Below are 15,013 nucleotides of genomic sequence, written 5' to 3' on the forward strand. Positions count from 1 at the left end.
GTTGCGGATGGCCATTCCCTTCCACCCCAGCAATCGGTGCCCAATCTGCCAAATCTGCATCCACCCTCTTCTAATTTTCCCGAATTCCTTGCACGATAGCCGGATGAGCGACCCAGCTTTCGAATATGCCCCCATCGGATTGGTCGAGTTGGAAAACCGCATCATCCGACGCTGCAATCTGCAATTTGCCCGCACCTTTGGCGGCGAGGAGGCAGAGTATCGTAATATGCCTCTGCTGCACCTCTACCCGTCGGTCGCGGACTGGGAGAGGATCGGACAGCGCGGCCTGAAAGCGATGCAGGACACAGGATATTATACCGACGAACGAGTTATGCGCCGTCGCGACGGTGACCTGTTTTGGTGCCGTGCACGCGGACGATCCCTGACGCCGGACGACCCGTTTCGCCATGGCATCTGGAGCTTTTCTGATATCTCCGAAGACCGCCCGCTGGTCGAACTGACAACCCGCGAACGCGAAGTTGCCATCATGTCCTGCCGTGGTCTGTCCGCCAAGGAAATCGGCGTCGAGTTGGGGCTGAGCTATCGCACAATCGAGGCTTACCGCGCCCGTCTGCTAGAGAAGTTCGGCGCGCGCAAACTACCTGAACTTGTGGCAAAACTCTCAGGCATGCCCCTTTAATCCGTTTCCCCCCGAAATATTGGGCAAAACCCCCATCTGACATGCCGAGACTGCGCTTTTCATGACCGTCCGCATAGCTTATAACGCTGCGTAATCAGACCAAAGCCCGCGAGAACAGACGGGCCAAAGGGGAACCGTCGAGGACACTCATGACAGATACCAAACACGAAGCGGACGTGGCATTCATCAAGGCACTGGCCGAACTGCTGCGCGAAAATGACCTGACCGAACTCGAAGTCATGCGCGAATATGGTGATGACGACAGTTTGAATGTCCGCGTCAGCCGTATGTCACAGGTCGCGCCCGCCCCTGTTCAGATGGCCGTACCGGCAGCGGCACCAGCACCCGTAGCAGCGGCCGCTGCACCTGTCGAAGCTCCGGCGGCACAGGAAGATCCGGCCAGCCACCCGGGCGCTGTCACCTCGCCCATGGTAGGAACCGTTTATATGCAGCCCGAACCGGGCGCACCGTCCTTCATCAGCGTCGGCGCATCGGTGTCCGAAGGCGACACTCTGCTGATTGTCGAAGCGATGAAAACCATGAACCACATTCACGCGCCCAAATCCGGAACCATCAAACGCATTCTGGTCGGTGACGGTGATGCGGTGGAATTCGGCACCCCTCTGGTCATCGTTGAGTAAGGCGGTCCCATGTTCGACAAGATCCTGATTGCCAACCGAGGCGAGATCGCCCTGCGGGTCATCCGCGCTGCCCGCGAGATGGGGATTAAGACGGTCGCCGTCCACTCCACCGCCGATAGCGACGCGATGCATGTGCGCATGGCGGACGAATCGGTCTGCATCGGCCCTCCGCCCAGCCCGCAAAGCTACTTGTCGGTGCCCGCGATCATCTCGGCGTGTGAAATCACTGGCGCGCAGGCGATCCACCCCGGCTATGGCTTCCTGTCCGAGAATGCCGAATTCGTGCAGATCGTCGAAGACCACGGCATCACCTTTATCGGCCCCACTGCCGAGCACATCCGCGTCATGGGCGACAAGATCACCGCCAAGGACACGATGAAGGCGCTGGGTGTGCCTTGTGTTCCGGGTTCGGACGGCGGCGTGCCCGATCTGGAGACGGCCAAGAAAATCGGCGAGGAATTTGGTTACCCCGTCATCATCAAAGCCACCGCTGGCGGCGGCGGTCGCGGCATGAAAGTCGCGATGAGCGCGGATGAGATGGAAAGCGCATTTATGACCGCACGTGCCGAGGGCAAAGCCGCCTTTGGCAATGACGAGGTCTATATCGAGAAATACCTGACCACGCCCCGCCATATCGAGATCCAGGTCTTTGGTGACGGCAAGGGCAAGGCTGTGCATCTGGGCGAACGCGACTGCTCGCTGCAGCGCCGCCACCAGAAGGTGTTTGAAGAGGCACCCGGCCCCAGCATCAGCCCGGAAGAGCGCGCCAAGATCGGTAAAGTCTGCGCGGACGCCGTGGCCAAGATCCACTATATTGGCGCCGGAACCATCGAGTTCTTGTATGAGAACGGCGAGTTCTACTTCATCGAGATGAACACCCGCCTGCAGGTAGAACACCCGGTGACCGAGGGCATCTTTGGCGTCGATTTAGTGCGCGAACAAATTCTCGTCGCAGCTGGCGAACCGATGTCGTTTGGTCAGGACGATCTTGTGATCAACGGCCACGCCATCGAGGTCCGGATCAATGCAGAAAAGCTGCCGAACTTCTCACCCTGCCCGGGCAGGATCTCGGCCTTTCATGCCCCCGGCGGCCTGGGTGTGCGGATGGATTCGGCGCTGTATGATGGGTATTCGATTCCACCATATTACGACTCGCTGATTGCCAAGTTGATCGTACATGGCCGCGACCGAGCCGAGGCGCTGGCACGGCTAGATCGCGCATTGGGCGAACTGATCGTGGACGGTATCGATACAACCGTGCCGCTGTTCCATGCGTTGCTGCAAGAGCCGGAAATCCACAACGGTGATTACAACATTCACTGGCTGGAACACTGGCTTGCGGCGAATATGGCCCAATAAAACCAAGGGACCAGAGGGCACTTGCGCTCTGGTCCCCGGGTATCGCGCATGAGCCTGACCCCTGAACTTTTGCTACACGGCTATTCCATTGGAATTTTCCCGATGGCCGAACACCGCGATGACCCGGAACTGTTTTGGGTCGATCCCAAGTTTCGTGGCGTTTTTCCTTTAGATGGCTTTCATATCTCGCGCAGCCTCGCACGCCGCATTCGAAAGTCCGGCTTTTCCATCTGCATCAACCGCGATTTTGCCGGAGTGGTCGATGGCTGCGCTGATCGGGCAGACACCTGGATCAATGCAGAATTGCGCCACCTTTATCAGCAACTCCACCTCGCGGGCCGGGCCCATTCGCTGGAGGTCTGGGATGAGGACGCACTGGTCGGCGGCGTTTATGGCGTTACGCTGGGTGCGGCGTTTTTCGGCGAAAGCATGTTTTCCCGCCGAAAGGATGCCTCGAAAATAGCGCTGGCCTATCTCGTGGATCGCTTGCGCCAAACCGGGTTTCGCTTGTTTGACACCCAGTTTCTGACCGCTCATCTGGCGTCTCTGGGAGCGATCGAGATTCCGCGCACGCAATATCGGAACACGCTTGAAGAGGCGATCAATGCCAGTGCAGATTTCGTGGCAGCAGTGCCTCAGTCGCCCGATGCAGTGATACAGCGCATCACCCAGACGTCATAACGCGCATGGTCCAGCGCGTTCAATGCGGGCGACGTGGCAATCATCCAACCGTCAAACAGTTGATCTGTCCTGCCTTTTTCCCAGATCGTCAGATAGGCAAACGCATCACCGGTTGGGTTGTCCGCTGGATAGCGACAATCGCCCAAGGCCACATCCAACCCAAAAACCGGCAGTGTCTGACCATTCCGCATTTCAACATCGACGGTCTGACCGCTGACCTTGTCCAGACCACGCAGCATTGCGCCAGGACCGGATTGGGCTTTTTGCTGGGCCGTAGCCCCCGTCGCGACCAGCAACGCTGCAATCAGGGCAAATCGCTTCATTCGCTTCCGTCCCCGGCGACAAACTTGACCAGCAGGGAAATCAGACTGACGGCACCTTGCGTATCTTCGACTTGATCGCCCGCTTCAAAGTAGAAAGGCGAACCACCCGGCATAACCTCGACAAAGTTGCCGCCCAGCAGCCCTTCGGATGAGATGACAATCGCGCTGTCGTCCGGCACCAGAATTCCGTCAGAGATCGAGAAGGTGGTATCGGCGCGATAGGTTTCGGGATTCAGGTCTACACCGGTTACAGTGCCAATCTTGACACCAGCAAGGCGTACGTCGGTGCCGACGCCTACCCCTTCCAAGGAACGGAAAGAGGCGCCCAGTTCATAGCCGCCACTGCTTTGCGACAGGCCGGTGGATTGGCTGGCGTAAACGCCAAATGCGACGGCACAGGCTAAGACGACCCCACCGACCAGAACTTCGGTTGCATTATAACTCGACATTGCTCGCCTCGTGTTATTCCGGGCTCCAGGCCTCGTAGTCCTTACGCTCGACCGGGTCCGGGCGGCGCAAAGAACCTGCTGGTGCATAAGCCAAAGCAGAGCCTGTCAGATTTTCCTGATGCGGTTTTTCCCAGGATTTGTGTTTCAGCGGTTTGTCCGTCGGCGGCTCATCCCAGGTGCGGTGCAGCCAGCCATGCCAATCCGGATCAACCCGGCTCGCCTCAGCCTCACCATTGAAAATCACCCAACGTCTACTGTCGTCAGCATTGTGGTAAAACACGTTGCCTTCGTCGTCTTCACCGACCTTGATACCCTTACGCGATGTGTAAATCTGCGTGTTCAATGTGGATCCGTTCCACCAGGTTACGGCCCGCAAAAGACTGTTTAGGATTCCCATCAGCTGCCTCCGGCATTTCTGTACCCGCAGATATGGACCAAAGCCTCACTAAGGTCCAGTGTCACAAGGATCGCAGACCCTATTTCGGCAGAACCGCGGTCACTTCAATCTCGATACGGTCTTTTGGCGTTATGAGATTGCATTCGACAACTGTCGCTGCAGGTGGGTTGTCACCAAATGCGTCAACCAACAACGGCCAGCAAAGTTCGAACTCATTCATATCCGGCAAATAATAGTTTACCCGAACCACGTCTGCAAAACCGGCTCCTGCCTCGGCCAGCGCTTTTCCAATCGCCTCCAGGGACGATTTGCACTGTGCCACGATATCATCGGGCACGTCATCACCTTGGGCACAGGTTCCGGCCACGAAGACGAAGCCATTTGCAACCACAGCGCGACAATAGCCAACTTTGGCCTCGAATTCTCCGCCAGATGAAATGCGTCTGATTTTCATGCTTCCCTCCAATAGAAAACGGCGCGGTGAATGCCGCGCCGTCTTGGTAATTCTTTTTGTGCCTTATCCTGCCGAAGCTGATTCCGCGGCATCCGCGTAGATGATCAGGGGCTGCTTGTCAGATGACACCGCCTCTTCGTTCACCACAACCTCGGTCACGTTTTTCATGCCCGGAAGTTCGAACATGGTGTCCAGAAGGATATCTTCGAGGATCGAGCGCAACCCGCGTGCGCCGGTCTTGCGTTCAATGGCCTTCTTGGCGATCGACTTGAGCGCATCATCGGTAAAGGCCAGCTCGGCATCTTCCAGTTCGAACAGGCGCTGGTACTGCTTGACCAGAGCGTTCTTGGGCTTGGTCAGGATGGTCACCAGTGCATCTTCGTCCAGATCTTCCAGCGTAGCCAGAACCGGCAGACGTCCAACGAATTCCGGAATCAGGCCGAACCGCAGCAGATCCTCGGGCTCGAGATCCTTGAAAATCTCACCTACGCCGCGTTCGTCATTGTCCCGCACGTCCGCGCCAAAGCCCATGGCCGAGCCTTTGCCGCGTTGCGCGATGATCTTATCCAGACCTGCAAAAGCACCACCGCAGATGAACAGAATGTTCGTGGTGTCCACTTGCAGGAATTCCTGCTGCGGATGCTTGCGTCCGCCCTGCGGCGGCACACTGGCCACGGTGCCTTCCATCAGCTTAAGCAGCGCCTGCTGAACACCCTCACCCGATACATCGCGCGTGATGGACGGGTTTTCGGATTTGCGCGTGATTTTATCGACTTCGTCGATATAGACGATGCCGCGCTGCGCGCGTTCAACATTGTATTCGCTGGACTGCAGCAGCTTGAGAATGATGTTTTCAACATCCTCACCCACATACCCGGCTTCGGTCAGTGTAGTTGCGTCTGCCATGGTGAACGGCACGTCCAGAATACGCGCCAGCGTCTGCGCCAGCAGCGTCTTACCGCAGCCGGTTGGGCCGATCAGCAGAATGTTGGACTTGGCCAGCTCAATATCGCTGCCGGCCTTTTGGGCGTGGTTCAGACGCTTGTAGTGGTTGTGCACAGCAACCGACAGAACCCGCTTGGCGGTGGCCTGACCGATAACGTAATCGTCCAGCACCTCACAAATGTCTTTGGGCGTCGGAACGCCATCGCTGGACTTCAGGCCGCTGGCCTTCGTCTCTTCGCGGATGATGTCCATACACAGTTCGACGCATTCATCGCAGATGAAAACGGTCGGGCCGGCAATCAACTTGCGCACCTCATGCTGGCTCTTGCCGCAGAAGCTGCAGTAGAGCGTGTTTTTGCCGTCACCGCCTGAATTCGTCGCCATGTTCTACCTTTCGGGCTTCGTCCCTGCGGTCCGTGTCGGACCGCGCATGCCACATGTTGGTGCAGCTTAGGCCACCACCGGGGCGGCTACAATCTCAAAAATGGCCCCCACGCCTGGGACGTGGGGAGATATTCTTAGGCCTCGTCACCGTCCATTTTGGCGCGATTTTCGACGATTTCGTCGATGTGACCCCAGTCTTTCGCCTCTTCCGGGCTCATGAAATTGTCACGGTCCAGCGCTTTTTCAACCGCCTTTTTGGTCTGACCTGTATGACGCACGTATATGTCATAAAGGCGATCCTTCAGCTTTTGCGTCTCGGCCGCGTGAATCATGATGTCGCTGGCCTGGCCCTGATAGCCACCGCTGGGCTGGTGCACCATGATCCGGCTGTTGGGCAGCGAGAAACGCATTCCCTTCTCGCCACCGGCCAGCAAAACCGACCCCATCGAGGCTGCCTGACCGATTACCAATGTCGAACATTTGGGCTTGATATACTGCATTGTATCGTAAATCGACAAACCGCTGGTAACCACGCCGCCAGGCGAATTGATGTAGATCGAGATTTCTTTGTTTGGATTTTCGGCCTCGAGGTGCAGCAATTGCGCGACGATCAGGTGGCTCATCCCGTCGTGGATCGGACCGTTGATGAAAATGATCCGCTCTTTCAGAAGGCGCGAGAAAATATCATACGCGCGTTCACCCCGGCTGGTCTGCTCGACGACCATGGGAACGAGCGTATTCATATAGGTGTCAACGGGATCGAACATGAGAACCTGCCTGTTTTGCTATGGATCGGGACATTACCCGAAGAAACGTTACCCGAGTCTTAGTGTCGCCACGGGGGGGCTGCAAGGGGGGCTCAACAGATCGCACTCCAACCGTCCAAAATAGGTGGATAGTCTGATGTCGAACGCACCGAGGCCGCCGATGTCAATGCGCGGTTTGATGCTCTAAACAATAAGTTCCCCTTTTCCCATCACGGCATTTTGATCCATGCATATGGAAATTCATGCACAGAACGTGTAGCAATGCGAACCGCTTTAGCGAACCACTCACAAAAGTGCCCCCACACCAGGGCCCAAAAGGAAAACAGCAATGGCATTGCCTCAGATTTCACAGAATATGACGTCTGACGATTTCGACCGGATGGCGGGAAATGCGACCCGCGCATCGAATTTCCTCAAGGCGATCAGTCACGAAGGCCGATTGATGATCTTGTGCCATCTAGTCTCTGGCGAAAAATCCGTGACCGAGCTTGAGGATCTACTGTCCGCACGACAGGCTGCTGTTTCGCAGCAGCTGTCCCGCCTTCGTCTGGAAGGCCTTGTGATTCCCCGACGCGAAGGCAAAGCAATTTACTACCGTCTTGCTGATGACAGACCGCGCCGTATGCTTGAAGTGGTGTACGAACTGTTCTGCGCGGGCGATAAGGACTGATTTCGTTCATCTTTCCACCGCACCCGACGCGTAAGTCCAATCTTTTCGATCGGAACGATCCGTCGTCGGTGCGGCCACGCCCCACCTTCACAATCCATGCGGTCAATTGGCTCGGCAGCTTCGTGTTTCTACGCCCGTTGCAAGCACGGTAAAATACTGGTTCCAGCAAATAAAAGCTGCTACGCCATGTATAGAAAATCAAATGGAGGTACTGATGATCCGAGCAATTCTAGTAGGGCTGGCAGTGTTTACCCTTGCAGCGTGCGAGACGACCAAGGGTGCAGGCAAAGATATCGAAAAAGCAGGCGATGCCATCCAAGAAGCCGCGACTGACGTTCAGCAAAATATCTGACGCAATTCAGGATGTTGTGAAGGCGCAACTTCCGCATACAAGATATGGTTGAAGATTGCAGCCAAACAAGGTACAATCTTTGGCACAGGTGCATAGACGCGGCATTGCATATCTGACACTTCGGGGTTCTTGTGCATCCACAAGAACCCCGTTCCCGTTTTGCGGGGGGTGACAGAGTGGTAGCCTGGATAGACCTGAGAAAAGGAAAAGGCGTCAGGTGCGCAGACGCGGTCCATGCATGTACCCTCACGGATACTCCTGACGCCTTGCCGGGTCGATGCGCCCGAGGGACGCCCCGATCCAGTTGCCCCGACCCTGTTACAGGCCACGGCCGCTGCACGGCACCCTAAGATGCTTAACAGCACGCATCGACCTTCTGAGAGTCTGATCATCTGACCCGGGTCCGACACCCAATTCAGCTAACCATCCACCGGTAAGCCTTTGCATATAAAAGCCAATCCTAAGACTTGCCTTTATTGCCTCGACCCCCTTTGGCCTTTGCGTCCCACCCTGGTTCCTAAGAACCGTTGCGGTAATAGAACTGTTACATCCGGGTCATGTTCCGACAAGGAAATAGCACTGCAGCATGAGAATTAGACGGGGATAAAGTGTTGATATCCGCTGGGAGAAAATTGTGGATAACTCCGGAAATTGAAACACCGTGCGGTCTTGGCAATGGAAAACGCTGAATTCGACGAAATGACCCGATTTTCCCCGTTTTCTGCACCTGCAAAAGCCATTTTGCTGCCAATTGTGGATATTCACAGCCTCGGAGCATCGAATCAGGCGTATCTTGTGATTGCCCAGCCAGAGATGATCAGAGGATCCGGGGCCGGACGGCCCTCAGACCACAAGCAAAGCCGCGCTGAAGGTTCGCGAGAGCCTAAACCACAGGTGCCAGGGAACGCCGCAATCCGGCACCGTGTGTTCAGGACCCTGTCACTTGCAGCCAAGATGCCACCCGACCCGTCCCCCCTGAGGAGACACTGTGTCCGTTTATGAGAAGCGTTCCGACCCGACCGAGATTACCTACTACGCGCTGCAACACGGTGCAGCCAGTACCCCCTACGGCCGGCCGGGCCGGAGACGCTTCAGTTCACCTGACGTTCGAGTACAACGCTGTACGTTGTCCCGCGACGCAGGCTACGGAAATCCGCGTAAATCTTGCCGTCCTGATAGCGCGCATCCACCAGCGCATTCACACCCACCTGCGGATCGGCCGAGCTTTCGACGATGCCGATGGTGCCTGACCCATCCAGACTGATGGTGCCGGTGGCGTCAAACACGCGCCAATCTGTGCCAGCATCCGGTCGCCACATGCTGGGCCCCCAGAACAAGTTGTCCTGCTGCTGCTGGATATCCAGCACCCACTCCCCCTGATGAAAGCGCGGCGCATCGCCGGTTGCCACCCGAGACGGTGAAACCTTGGTATAGGTGCCCGTCCAGGCACCGCGCAGATCCGGTGTGGTTTCGGCCATCGAGGCCGTGGCAAGGCTGAGGCTTGTCGCCAGAGCGGCTGCTCCGGCAGTCATATATCTGGTCATGGGCTCTCCTCCAAAGTTCAGGGCCGTTGCTGGCCTGTTGAACAGATTGGAAGGGAGTGCGCGGGTTGCAACTTACCTAAGGGAAACTTCACAAACCGGTAATGTTTGCCTCAGGCCCAGGCCAGCGCGGTACCGAGGATGACCAGTCCAATACCAGCCGCCTCGCGATACGAAAAGTTTTCGCCAAACAGAAAGAACGAGGCGATGGCGATCAGAACAACCTCGGCCCCCAGAATACCGGTATAGATGATGCCCAGCCGCTCCTCGCGCAGGGCAGCCAGTTCCAGCGTCGCCCCGGCCAGCAGCGTTGCGACGATCAGCAGGCCAAGACCCACACCGGGGAGTTTCCACCAGAACTTCATCGAGATCATGGCCACGGAATAGAGACCCGCCGACCCGAGGGCGATAAGGGGGATCATGGATGTGGACATCTGCGCCTCCTGCCGAGGTTGCCGGTGGGTCAAGTGTAGCAGGAGGGGAAGGTTGACGCTGTGAGGTGGGTCACAACCCTCGGCTAGAACACAATCGCGATGAGTTCGGCCAGTCCGATCAGGCAGAGCAGTGCATTCGACGTCAGGACCAGCCCTTTCAAATTCCGCGCCTTTAGCCCGCGGGCGAAACTGGTCTGTGCAAACTCATCGGTCATGTCATCCCGCAGGTTTTCAACGTCTTCCAACGCAGTCTTGCCCGCTAGAACGCCATAGGCCGTCACCGCAATCACCAACACAATCAACGGCAGAGCAAGCCCTTCGGGCCCAAACCCGATGATCGCGGCGATAGCGACATAGGCAAAGATCGAGGTGCGCATGATGTCGTAATAGTGGTCGAGACGGCTCATCGAAATCTGAGAACGCAGCTGTGGGTCCATAACTCTTCCCCCTATGAAAAACTTGTTTGGAATGAGGGGAGTGTATCACTTTTTGCGGGATATCAGAAACTTGGGGGCTGGGCTGGACTGAGGGCAGCGCTGGCCCGAGGGGGTGAGGCCCGTCTTGGAAACTGTCCAGTGGACCGTTTCAGGGCCGAACGGGCGGAGCCCCGGGGCGCAAACGGGCCGCCCGTTTTGCCGGAGGCAAACCTTCGGTTTGAAGGGGCGCGTCGGCGCGGCCCCGCCGTGCCGGACAAGTGTGTTTAGTGACCGAATTACATTAACGATACCGACAGCGTCGACCGCTGGATTTCACCCTTGGCGCCTTGCAACTCGACGAGCTTCAGCGAGCTCAACCCTTTTTGGCTCTGTGTAAAGCCTACGCATCAATTCAAAACAGAAGTCATGTAGATCGTCTGCGTCTTCTTTTACTAGTGTTCCGTCGTGCGCCCCATCGTTTCCATCTTGCTGGAGGCACTCTGCAAGGCCCTTCAAATCCAAGGGTAATTTTTGCTCATCGAAAAGCCACTGGATTCTAAGGCCCAAACTTCGCCTCACTTTAGCAGCAGGCTCACCTTCGTTCGGTAGCAATGACTTCGTCGCCATATCAAGCGCTAAGCGATACATCGCAGCTGCGGCATTCCAACATTCGCTAGCCAAACAAGCGTTTGCTTCACGGATTACATTTTCAATCTCTTCCGGAACATGTTCGGGAGGAGCAGCCTGGCTCTTGTCGCTCAGTGTGACATTGCGATGGAACTCGACTAAGTCGTTCAGCGATCCATTGTAACTGCTAAGGGCATTGATAGACCCTACGGCACCAAACCAGTTATTCAACTGCTTACTTGAATTGAGCCGCGATACAATTTTGACACTCATTTGTCCGCAAGTTCGACAGATACCCGGGACCTCAACGAATTGCTTCCAACCGTACTGCATGCCTACTACAACGCTCGAAAACACGTCGTGCGTCGAGCGGATGGCACCACAGCGCGGGCAATCCACAACAAATTCAGCCATTTAGAGTGCCTCAAATATCTTCATAAACGAAAGTTCTGATCATTAGGGAGAGTTCTAATCAGGACTACTGTGGATCGCAATTAGTGGCTGTCAATATAGTCAAGAGTCCATCTTCAACGCTGAAATAAACGCCTCCTGCGGGATATCAACCTTCCCGAACTGGCGCATCTTCTTTTTCCCCGCCTTCTGCTTGTCCAGCAGTTTGCGTTTCCGCGTGGCGTCGCCTCCGTAGCATTTGGCGGTCACGTCCTTGCGCAGGGCCGAGAGGGTCTCGCGCGCGATGACCTTGCCTCCGATGGCGGCCTGAATCGGGATTTTGAACATGTGGCGCGGGATCAGGTCCTTGAGCTTTTCGCACATCGCCCGGCCCCGCAGCTCGGCCCGGTCGCGGTGAACCATGGTCGACAGCGCATCGACCGGTTCATCGTTCACCAGCACCGACATCTTGACCAGATTGTCCTCGGTATAGCCGGTCATCTGATAATCAAACGAGGCATAGCCCTTGGTCACCGATTTCAGTCGGTCGTAGAAGTCAAAGACAACCTCGTTCAGCGGCAGGTCATAGACGACCATGGCGCGGCTGCCGGCATAGGTCAGGTCCAGCTGGATACCGCGGCGGTCCTGGCAGAGTTTCAGAACGTCGCCGAGGAATTCGTCCGGAACCAGAATGGTCGCCTTGATGCGCGGTTCCTCGATATGATCGACCTTCGATGGGTCGGGCATATCGGCGGGGTTGTGCAGCTCGATCATCTCGCCGTCTTTCATGTAGACGTGATAGATCACCGACGGCGCTGTGGTGATGAGCTCGATATCATATTCGCGTTCGATGCGGTCGCGGATGACCTCAAGGTGCAAAAGGCCCAGGAAGCCGCAGCGGAAGCCAAAGCCAAGTGCGGCCGAGGTTTCCATTTCAAAGCTAAAGCTGGCGTCGTTCAGGGCCAGCTTGTCGATCGCATCGCGCAGGTCTTCGAATTCGGAGCTGTCGACGGGGAAGAGGCCGCAGAACACCACCGGCTGCGCGGGTTTGAAGCCTGTCAGAGCCTCTTCGGTGCCGTTGCGGTCATTGGTGATGGTGTCACCGACGCGGGTGTCGCGGACCTGTTTGATGGACGCGGTGAGAAAGCCGATCTCACCGGGGCCAAGCGAGTCCACCATCTCCATCTCGGGGCGGAAAACGCCGACGCGGTCGACATGGTGCAGGGTGTTGTTCGACATGAACTTGACCCGCATGCCCTTTTTCAGCGTGCCGTCCATGATCCGGACCAGCACGATGACGCCGAGATAGGCGTCGTACCAACTGTCGACCAGCATCGCCTTGAGCGGCGCGTCGAGCGTGCCTTTAGGCGCAGGCAGATGGGTGACGATGGACTCCAGTGTCTCGTGGATGCCCTGCCCGGTTTTGGCCGAAACCTGTATGGCCTCGGACGCGTCGATGCCAATCACATCCTCGATCTGTTCGGCGACCCGGTCACAGTCGGACGCAGGCAGGTCGATCTTGTTGAGCACCGGAACGATCTCATGATCGGCGTCGATGGCCTGGTAGACATTCGCCAGCGTCTGCGCCTCGACGCCCTGCGTCGAGTCCACAACCAGCAGCGATCCTTCGACCGCGCGCATCGACCGCGAGACCTCATAGGCAAAGTCCACGTGGCCCGGGGTGTCGATCAGGTTCAGCACGTACTGCTCGCCGTTGTCAGCGGTATAGTCGATGCGGACTGTGTTGGCCTTGATGGTGATGCCACGCTCTCGCTCGATATCCATGCTGTCGAGCAGCTGTTCCTTCATGTCACGATCCTTGACTGTCCCGGTCTCTTGGATGAGCCGGTCAGCAAGGGTGGATTTGCCATGGTCGATATGCGCGACGATGGAGAAATTGCGGATATGAGCGAGGTCTGTCATGGGTTGGGATATGTCCGGAGATTGGGGCCTCGTCAAGCCGTGAAGCGTTGCAGAAAAGGCTGCTATGGTGTCTTTCTGCTCTGACGCATTTACCCAAAATCAGCCAGTGGGTAGGATAGTGGCGCTGAATGGCCGGCGCACCAACAAGAAAGCAGAGTAGTCTTTGGCCAATTATTCGATATTCGTGCTGGGTGAAAGCCAGCTTTCCATCTCTGTTTCGCAGGGGTTGGATGGTTTGGACCAGGGTACAGGTATCCACCTTATCGGACAGACCATCACGATTGACACGCGAACCGCTACCGAGGTCTTCATCAGCGATGGCGGTAGCGACACGAATTTTGCCGACAATGACACCAATCAGCTCCTTGACGGTGATCAAACTATCGACGGCGTCAACTTCAACGACGGTACTCGGGTTGAGGCTGAATACGGCATTACGCTGACGGATGGTACAAACACGTGGCAGGCCATTGCGTTCAACGTGAACAACTCGTCCCCATCCTTTGCGACGGTGGAGGGGATCGCCTTCATCGGTGGCCCGGGGGAGTTTCCCCCAGCAGGCGTTACACTGACGGTTGTTGACACCCAGGAAGGTCCAAGCTTTGCGGTTGCGGACTACGTCACGCCGATCTGTTATGGCAGTGGCACATTGATAGAAACCCCAAATGGCTATGCCCGTATCGAGACATTGCGTCCGGGCGACAAGGTTTGGACGCAGGACAATGGCTATCAATCGGTGAAATGGGTCGGATCGCAGGATGTCATAGCTTCAGGACGTTTCAAGTTGGTCGAGGTTCCGGCCGGAATAATACTTAACTTCTCGCCACTAAAGGTTTCGCAACAGCACAGGTTGGTAATCTCGCATCCAGTAGCGGAACTGTTGTTCGCAGCACCCGAGGTGTTTGTGCCAGCGATCAGTTTCGTAGATGCAGGCGTTGCAACCCTATCCAACGAGAAAACCGCCCGCTATCACCACCTACTGCTGGACAACCATAGCATTATACGCGCCAATGGCGCCGCATCCGAGAGCCTTTTGTCAACGCCAACGACCCAATGTGATGACCCCGACAGATTGTTCTTTCGTGACCTCGCAGGGTGCGCGGCAGGCCCAATGGAAACTGCCCGACCGGCTTTGACCCGAACCGAGGCGGCGCTGTTGCTGCGAAACATCTTGGCCATTGATCACAATTCCAGTTTGATTCATACTCCGCCGCAGACCGAGAGGGGCATCAGACCCGTCCGGGCAGGCAAATACGAGGCATGAGCATGAAAAAGTTCCTCTTAATCGCATTCTGTGCCACGTCGATGGTGGCGGTAGCTCCGGTCGCAGACGCGGCGCAGATCAAACGGGCGTGTCTGGCGTCTGACCGGTCGGCGGCGACGCGGGATCGGTGCAGTTGCATTCAGCGGGTGGCCAATCAGGCGTTGACCCGCAGCGATCAGAAGACCGTTGCCAAGTGGTTCCGCGACCCGCATCAGGCGCAAGAGCTCAAGATGTCGAAGACCCAGCGCGACGATGCGCTCTGGGATCGGTATCGGAACTTTGGCCAGATGGCGCAGGCGATCTGCAACTAGGCTGATCAATCCTTGACCTGACCCGAACTGCGCCCCAGAAAGGCG

The 15,013-nt window shown here is 56.8% G+C and carries 19 protein-coding genes; 8 read left to right on the forward strand and 11 right to left on the reverse strand.

Annotation, left to right across the window (positions count from 1 at the left end; genetic code table 11):
* Positions 1-103: 103 nt before the first annotated feature.
* The 4 genes from AC2FLJ_RS18645 (at position 104) to aat (ending at position 3,321) form a co-directional block, all read left to right on the forward strand.
* Positions 104-640, forward strand: a complete 537-nt coding sequence (locus tag AC2FLJ_RS18645) for a LuxR C-terminal-related transcriptional regulator (RefSeq protein WP_058272193.1) — start codon at positions 104-106, stop codon at positions 638-640.
* 149 nt (positions 641-789) lie between these two features.
* A complete protein-coding gene (accB, locus tag AC2FLJ_RS18650) occupies positions 790-1,281 on the forward strand; it encodes an acetyl-CoA carboxylase biotin carboxyl carrier protein (protein ID WP_058272194.1) in 492 nt (163 codons plus the stop codon).
* Between the two features lie 9 nt (positions 1,282-1,290).
* Positions 1,291-2,640, forward strand: a complete 1,350-nt coding sequence (gene accC, locus AC2FLJ_RS18655; protein ID WP_496707113.1) for an acetyl-CoA carboxylase biotin carboxylase subunit — start codon at positions 1,291-1,293, stop codon at positions 2,638-2,640.
* A gap of 48 nt (positions 2,641-2,688) precedes the next feature.
* Positions 2,689-3,321 (forward strand): leucyl/phenylalanyl-tRNA--protein transferase, encoded by a 633-nt coding sequence (gene aat, locus AC2FLJ_RS18660; RefSeq protein WP_496707115.1) that lies wholly within the window; start codon positions 2,689-2,691, stop codon positions 3,319-3,321.
* On the opposite strand, the gene AC2FLJ_RS18665 is transcribed toward aat, so the two are convergent.
* The 6 genes from AC2FLJ_RS18665 to AC2FLJ_RS18690 all read right to left on the reverse strand — a co-directional run bounded on the left by AC2FLJ_RS18665 (position 3,276) and on the right by AC2FLJ_RS18690 (position 7,040).
* Entirely contained in the window at positions 3,276-3,644 is a 369-nt protein-coding gene (locus AC2FLJ_RS18665) for a DUF2155 domain-containing protein (RefSeq protein ID WP_108861789.1), read from the reverse strand. The genes aat and AC2FLJ_RS18665 overlap by 46 nt on opposite strands.
* The gene (mlaD, locus tag AC2FLJ_RS18670) at positions 3,641-4,093 is read right to left on the reverse strand and encodes an outer membrane lipid asymmetry maintenance protein MlaD (RefSeq protein WP_058272198.1); all 453 of its coding nucleotides are present in this window, start codon (positions 4,091-4,093) and stop codon (positions 3,641-3,643) included. Before mlaD ends, AC2FLJ_RS18665 begins: the two co-directional genes overlap by 4 nt.
* Before the next feature lie 13 nt (positions 4,094-4,106).
* Positions 4,107-4,490, reverse strand: coding sequence for an NADH:ubiquinone oxidoreductase subunit NDUFA12 (locus AC2FLJ_RS18675; RefSeq protein WP_058272199.1), 384 nt, complete (start codon positions 4,488-4,490; stop codon positions 4,107-4,109).
* A gap of 79 nt (positions 4,491-4,569) precedes the next feature.
* Positions 4,570-4,944 (reverse strand): RidA family protein, encoded by a 375-nt coding sequence (locus AC2FLJ_RS18680; RefSeq protein WP_058277008.1) that lies wholly within the window; start codon positions 4,942-4,944, stop codon positions 4,570-4,572.
* Between the two features lie 63 nt (positions 4,945-5,007).
* Complete coding sequence (clpX, locus tag AC2FLJ_RS18685) at positions 5,008-6,273, reverse strand: ATP-dependent Clp protease ATP-binding subunit ClpX (protein WP_058272201.1); 1,266 nt, start codon at positions 6,271-6,273, stop codon at positions 5,008-5,010.
* A gap of 134 nt (positions 6,274-6,407) precedes the next feature.
* Positions 6,408-7,040, reverse strand: coding sequence for an ATP-dependent Clp protease proteolytic subunit (locus AC2FLJ_RS18690; RefSeq protein WP_108861785.1), 633 nt, complete (start codon positions 7,038-7,040; stop codon positions 6,408-6,410).
* 328 nt (positions 7,041-7,368) lie between these two features.
* Here AC2FLJ_RS18690 and AC2FLJ_RS18695 point away from each other — a divergent pair, with 328 nt between their 5' ends.
* Positions 7,369-7,710 (forward strand): ArsR/SmtB family transcription factor, encoded by a 342-nt coding sequence (locus AC2FLJ_RS18695; protein ID WP_109313386.1) that lies wholly within the window; start codon positions 7,369-7,371, stop codon positions 7,708-7,710.
* Between the two features lie 214 nt (positions 7,711-7,924).
* Complete coding sequence (locus AC2FLJ_RS18700) at positions 7,925-8,062, forward strand: entericidin A/B family lipoprotein (protein WP_186437378.1); 138 nt, start codon at positions 7,925-7,927, stop codon at positions 8,060-8,062.
* 1,091 nt (positions 8,063-9,153) lie between these two features.
* Here AC2FLJ_RS18700 and AC2FLJ_RS18705 read toward each other — a convergent pair.
* From AC2FLJ_RS18705 to lepA, 5 genes are all read right to left on the reverse strand, one after another.
* Positions 9,154-9,606 carry a hypothetical protein gene (locus AC2FLJ_RS18705; RefSeq protein ID WP_496707118.1) on the reverse strand — a complete coding sequence of 151 codons (453 nt, stop codon included), beginning with the start codon at positions 9,604-9,606 and terminating at the stop codon, positions 9,154-9,156.
* A 110-nt stretch (positions 9,607-9,716) separates the two neighbouring features.
* Entirely contained in the window at positions 9,717-10,037 is a 321-nt protein-coding gene (locus AC2FLJ_RS18710) for a hypothetical protein (RefSeq protein WP_496707120.1), read from the reverse strand.
* Between the two features lie 83 nt (positions 10,038-10,120).
* Positions 10,121-10,474, reverse strand: coding sequence for a hypothetical protein (locus AC2FLJ_RS18715; RefSeq protein WP_496707121.1), 354 nt, complete (start codon positions 10,472-10,474; stop codon positions 10,121-10,123).
* Between the two features lie 312 nt (positions 10,475-10,786).
* Positions 10,787-11,494, reverse strand: coding sequence for a DUF4145 domain-containing protein (locus tag AC2FLJ_RS18720; RefSeq protein ID WP_496707123.1), 708 nt, complete (start codon positions 11,492-11,494; stop codon positions 10,787-10,789).
* A 99-nt stretch (positions 11,495-11,593) separates the two neighbouring features.
* Positions 11,594-13,393: a translation elongation factor 4 gene (lepA, locus tag AC2FLJ_RS18725; RefSeq protein WP_496707125.1), complete on the reverse strand. Its 1,800-nt coding sequence runs from the start codon at positions 13,391-13,393 to the stop codon at positions 11,594-11,596.
* 163 nt (positions 13,394-13,556) lie between these two features.
* Here lepA and AC2FLJ_RS18730 point away from each other — a divergent pair, with 163 nt between their 5' ends.
* Both AC2FLJ_RS18730 and AC2FLJ_RS18735 read left to right on the forward strand, forming a co-directional pair.
* Positions 13,557-14,657 (forward strand): Hint domain-containing protein, encoded by a 1,101-nt coding sequence (locus tag AC2FLJ_RS18730; protein WP_496707127.1) that lies wholly within the window; start codon positions 13,557-13,559, stop codon positions 14,655-14,657.
* A gap of 2 nt (positions 14,658-14,659) precedes the next feature.
* Positions 14,660-14,968, forward strand: a complete 309-nt coding sequence (locus AC2FLJ_RS18735; protein WP_058276999.1) for a hypothetical protein — start codon at positions 14,660-14,662, stop codon at positions 14,966-14,968.
* Positions 14,969-15,013: the final 45 nt, after the last annotated feature.

This window comes from Ruegeria sp. CDSA034, from assembly GCF_059612275.1.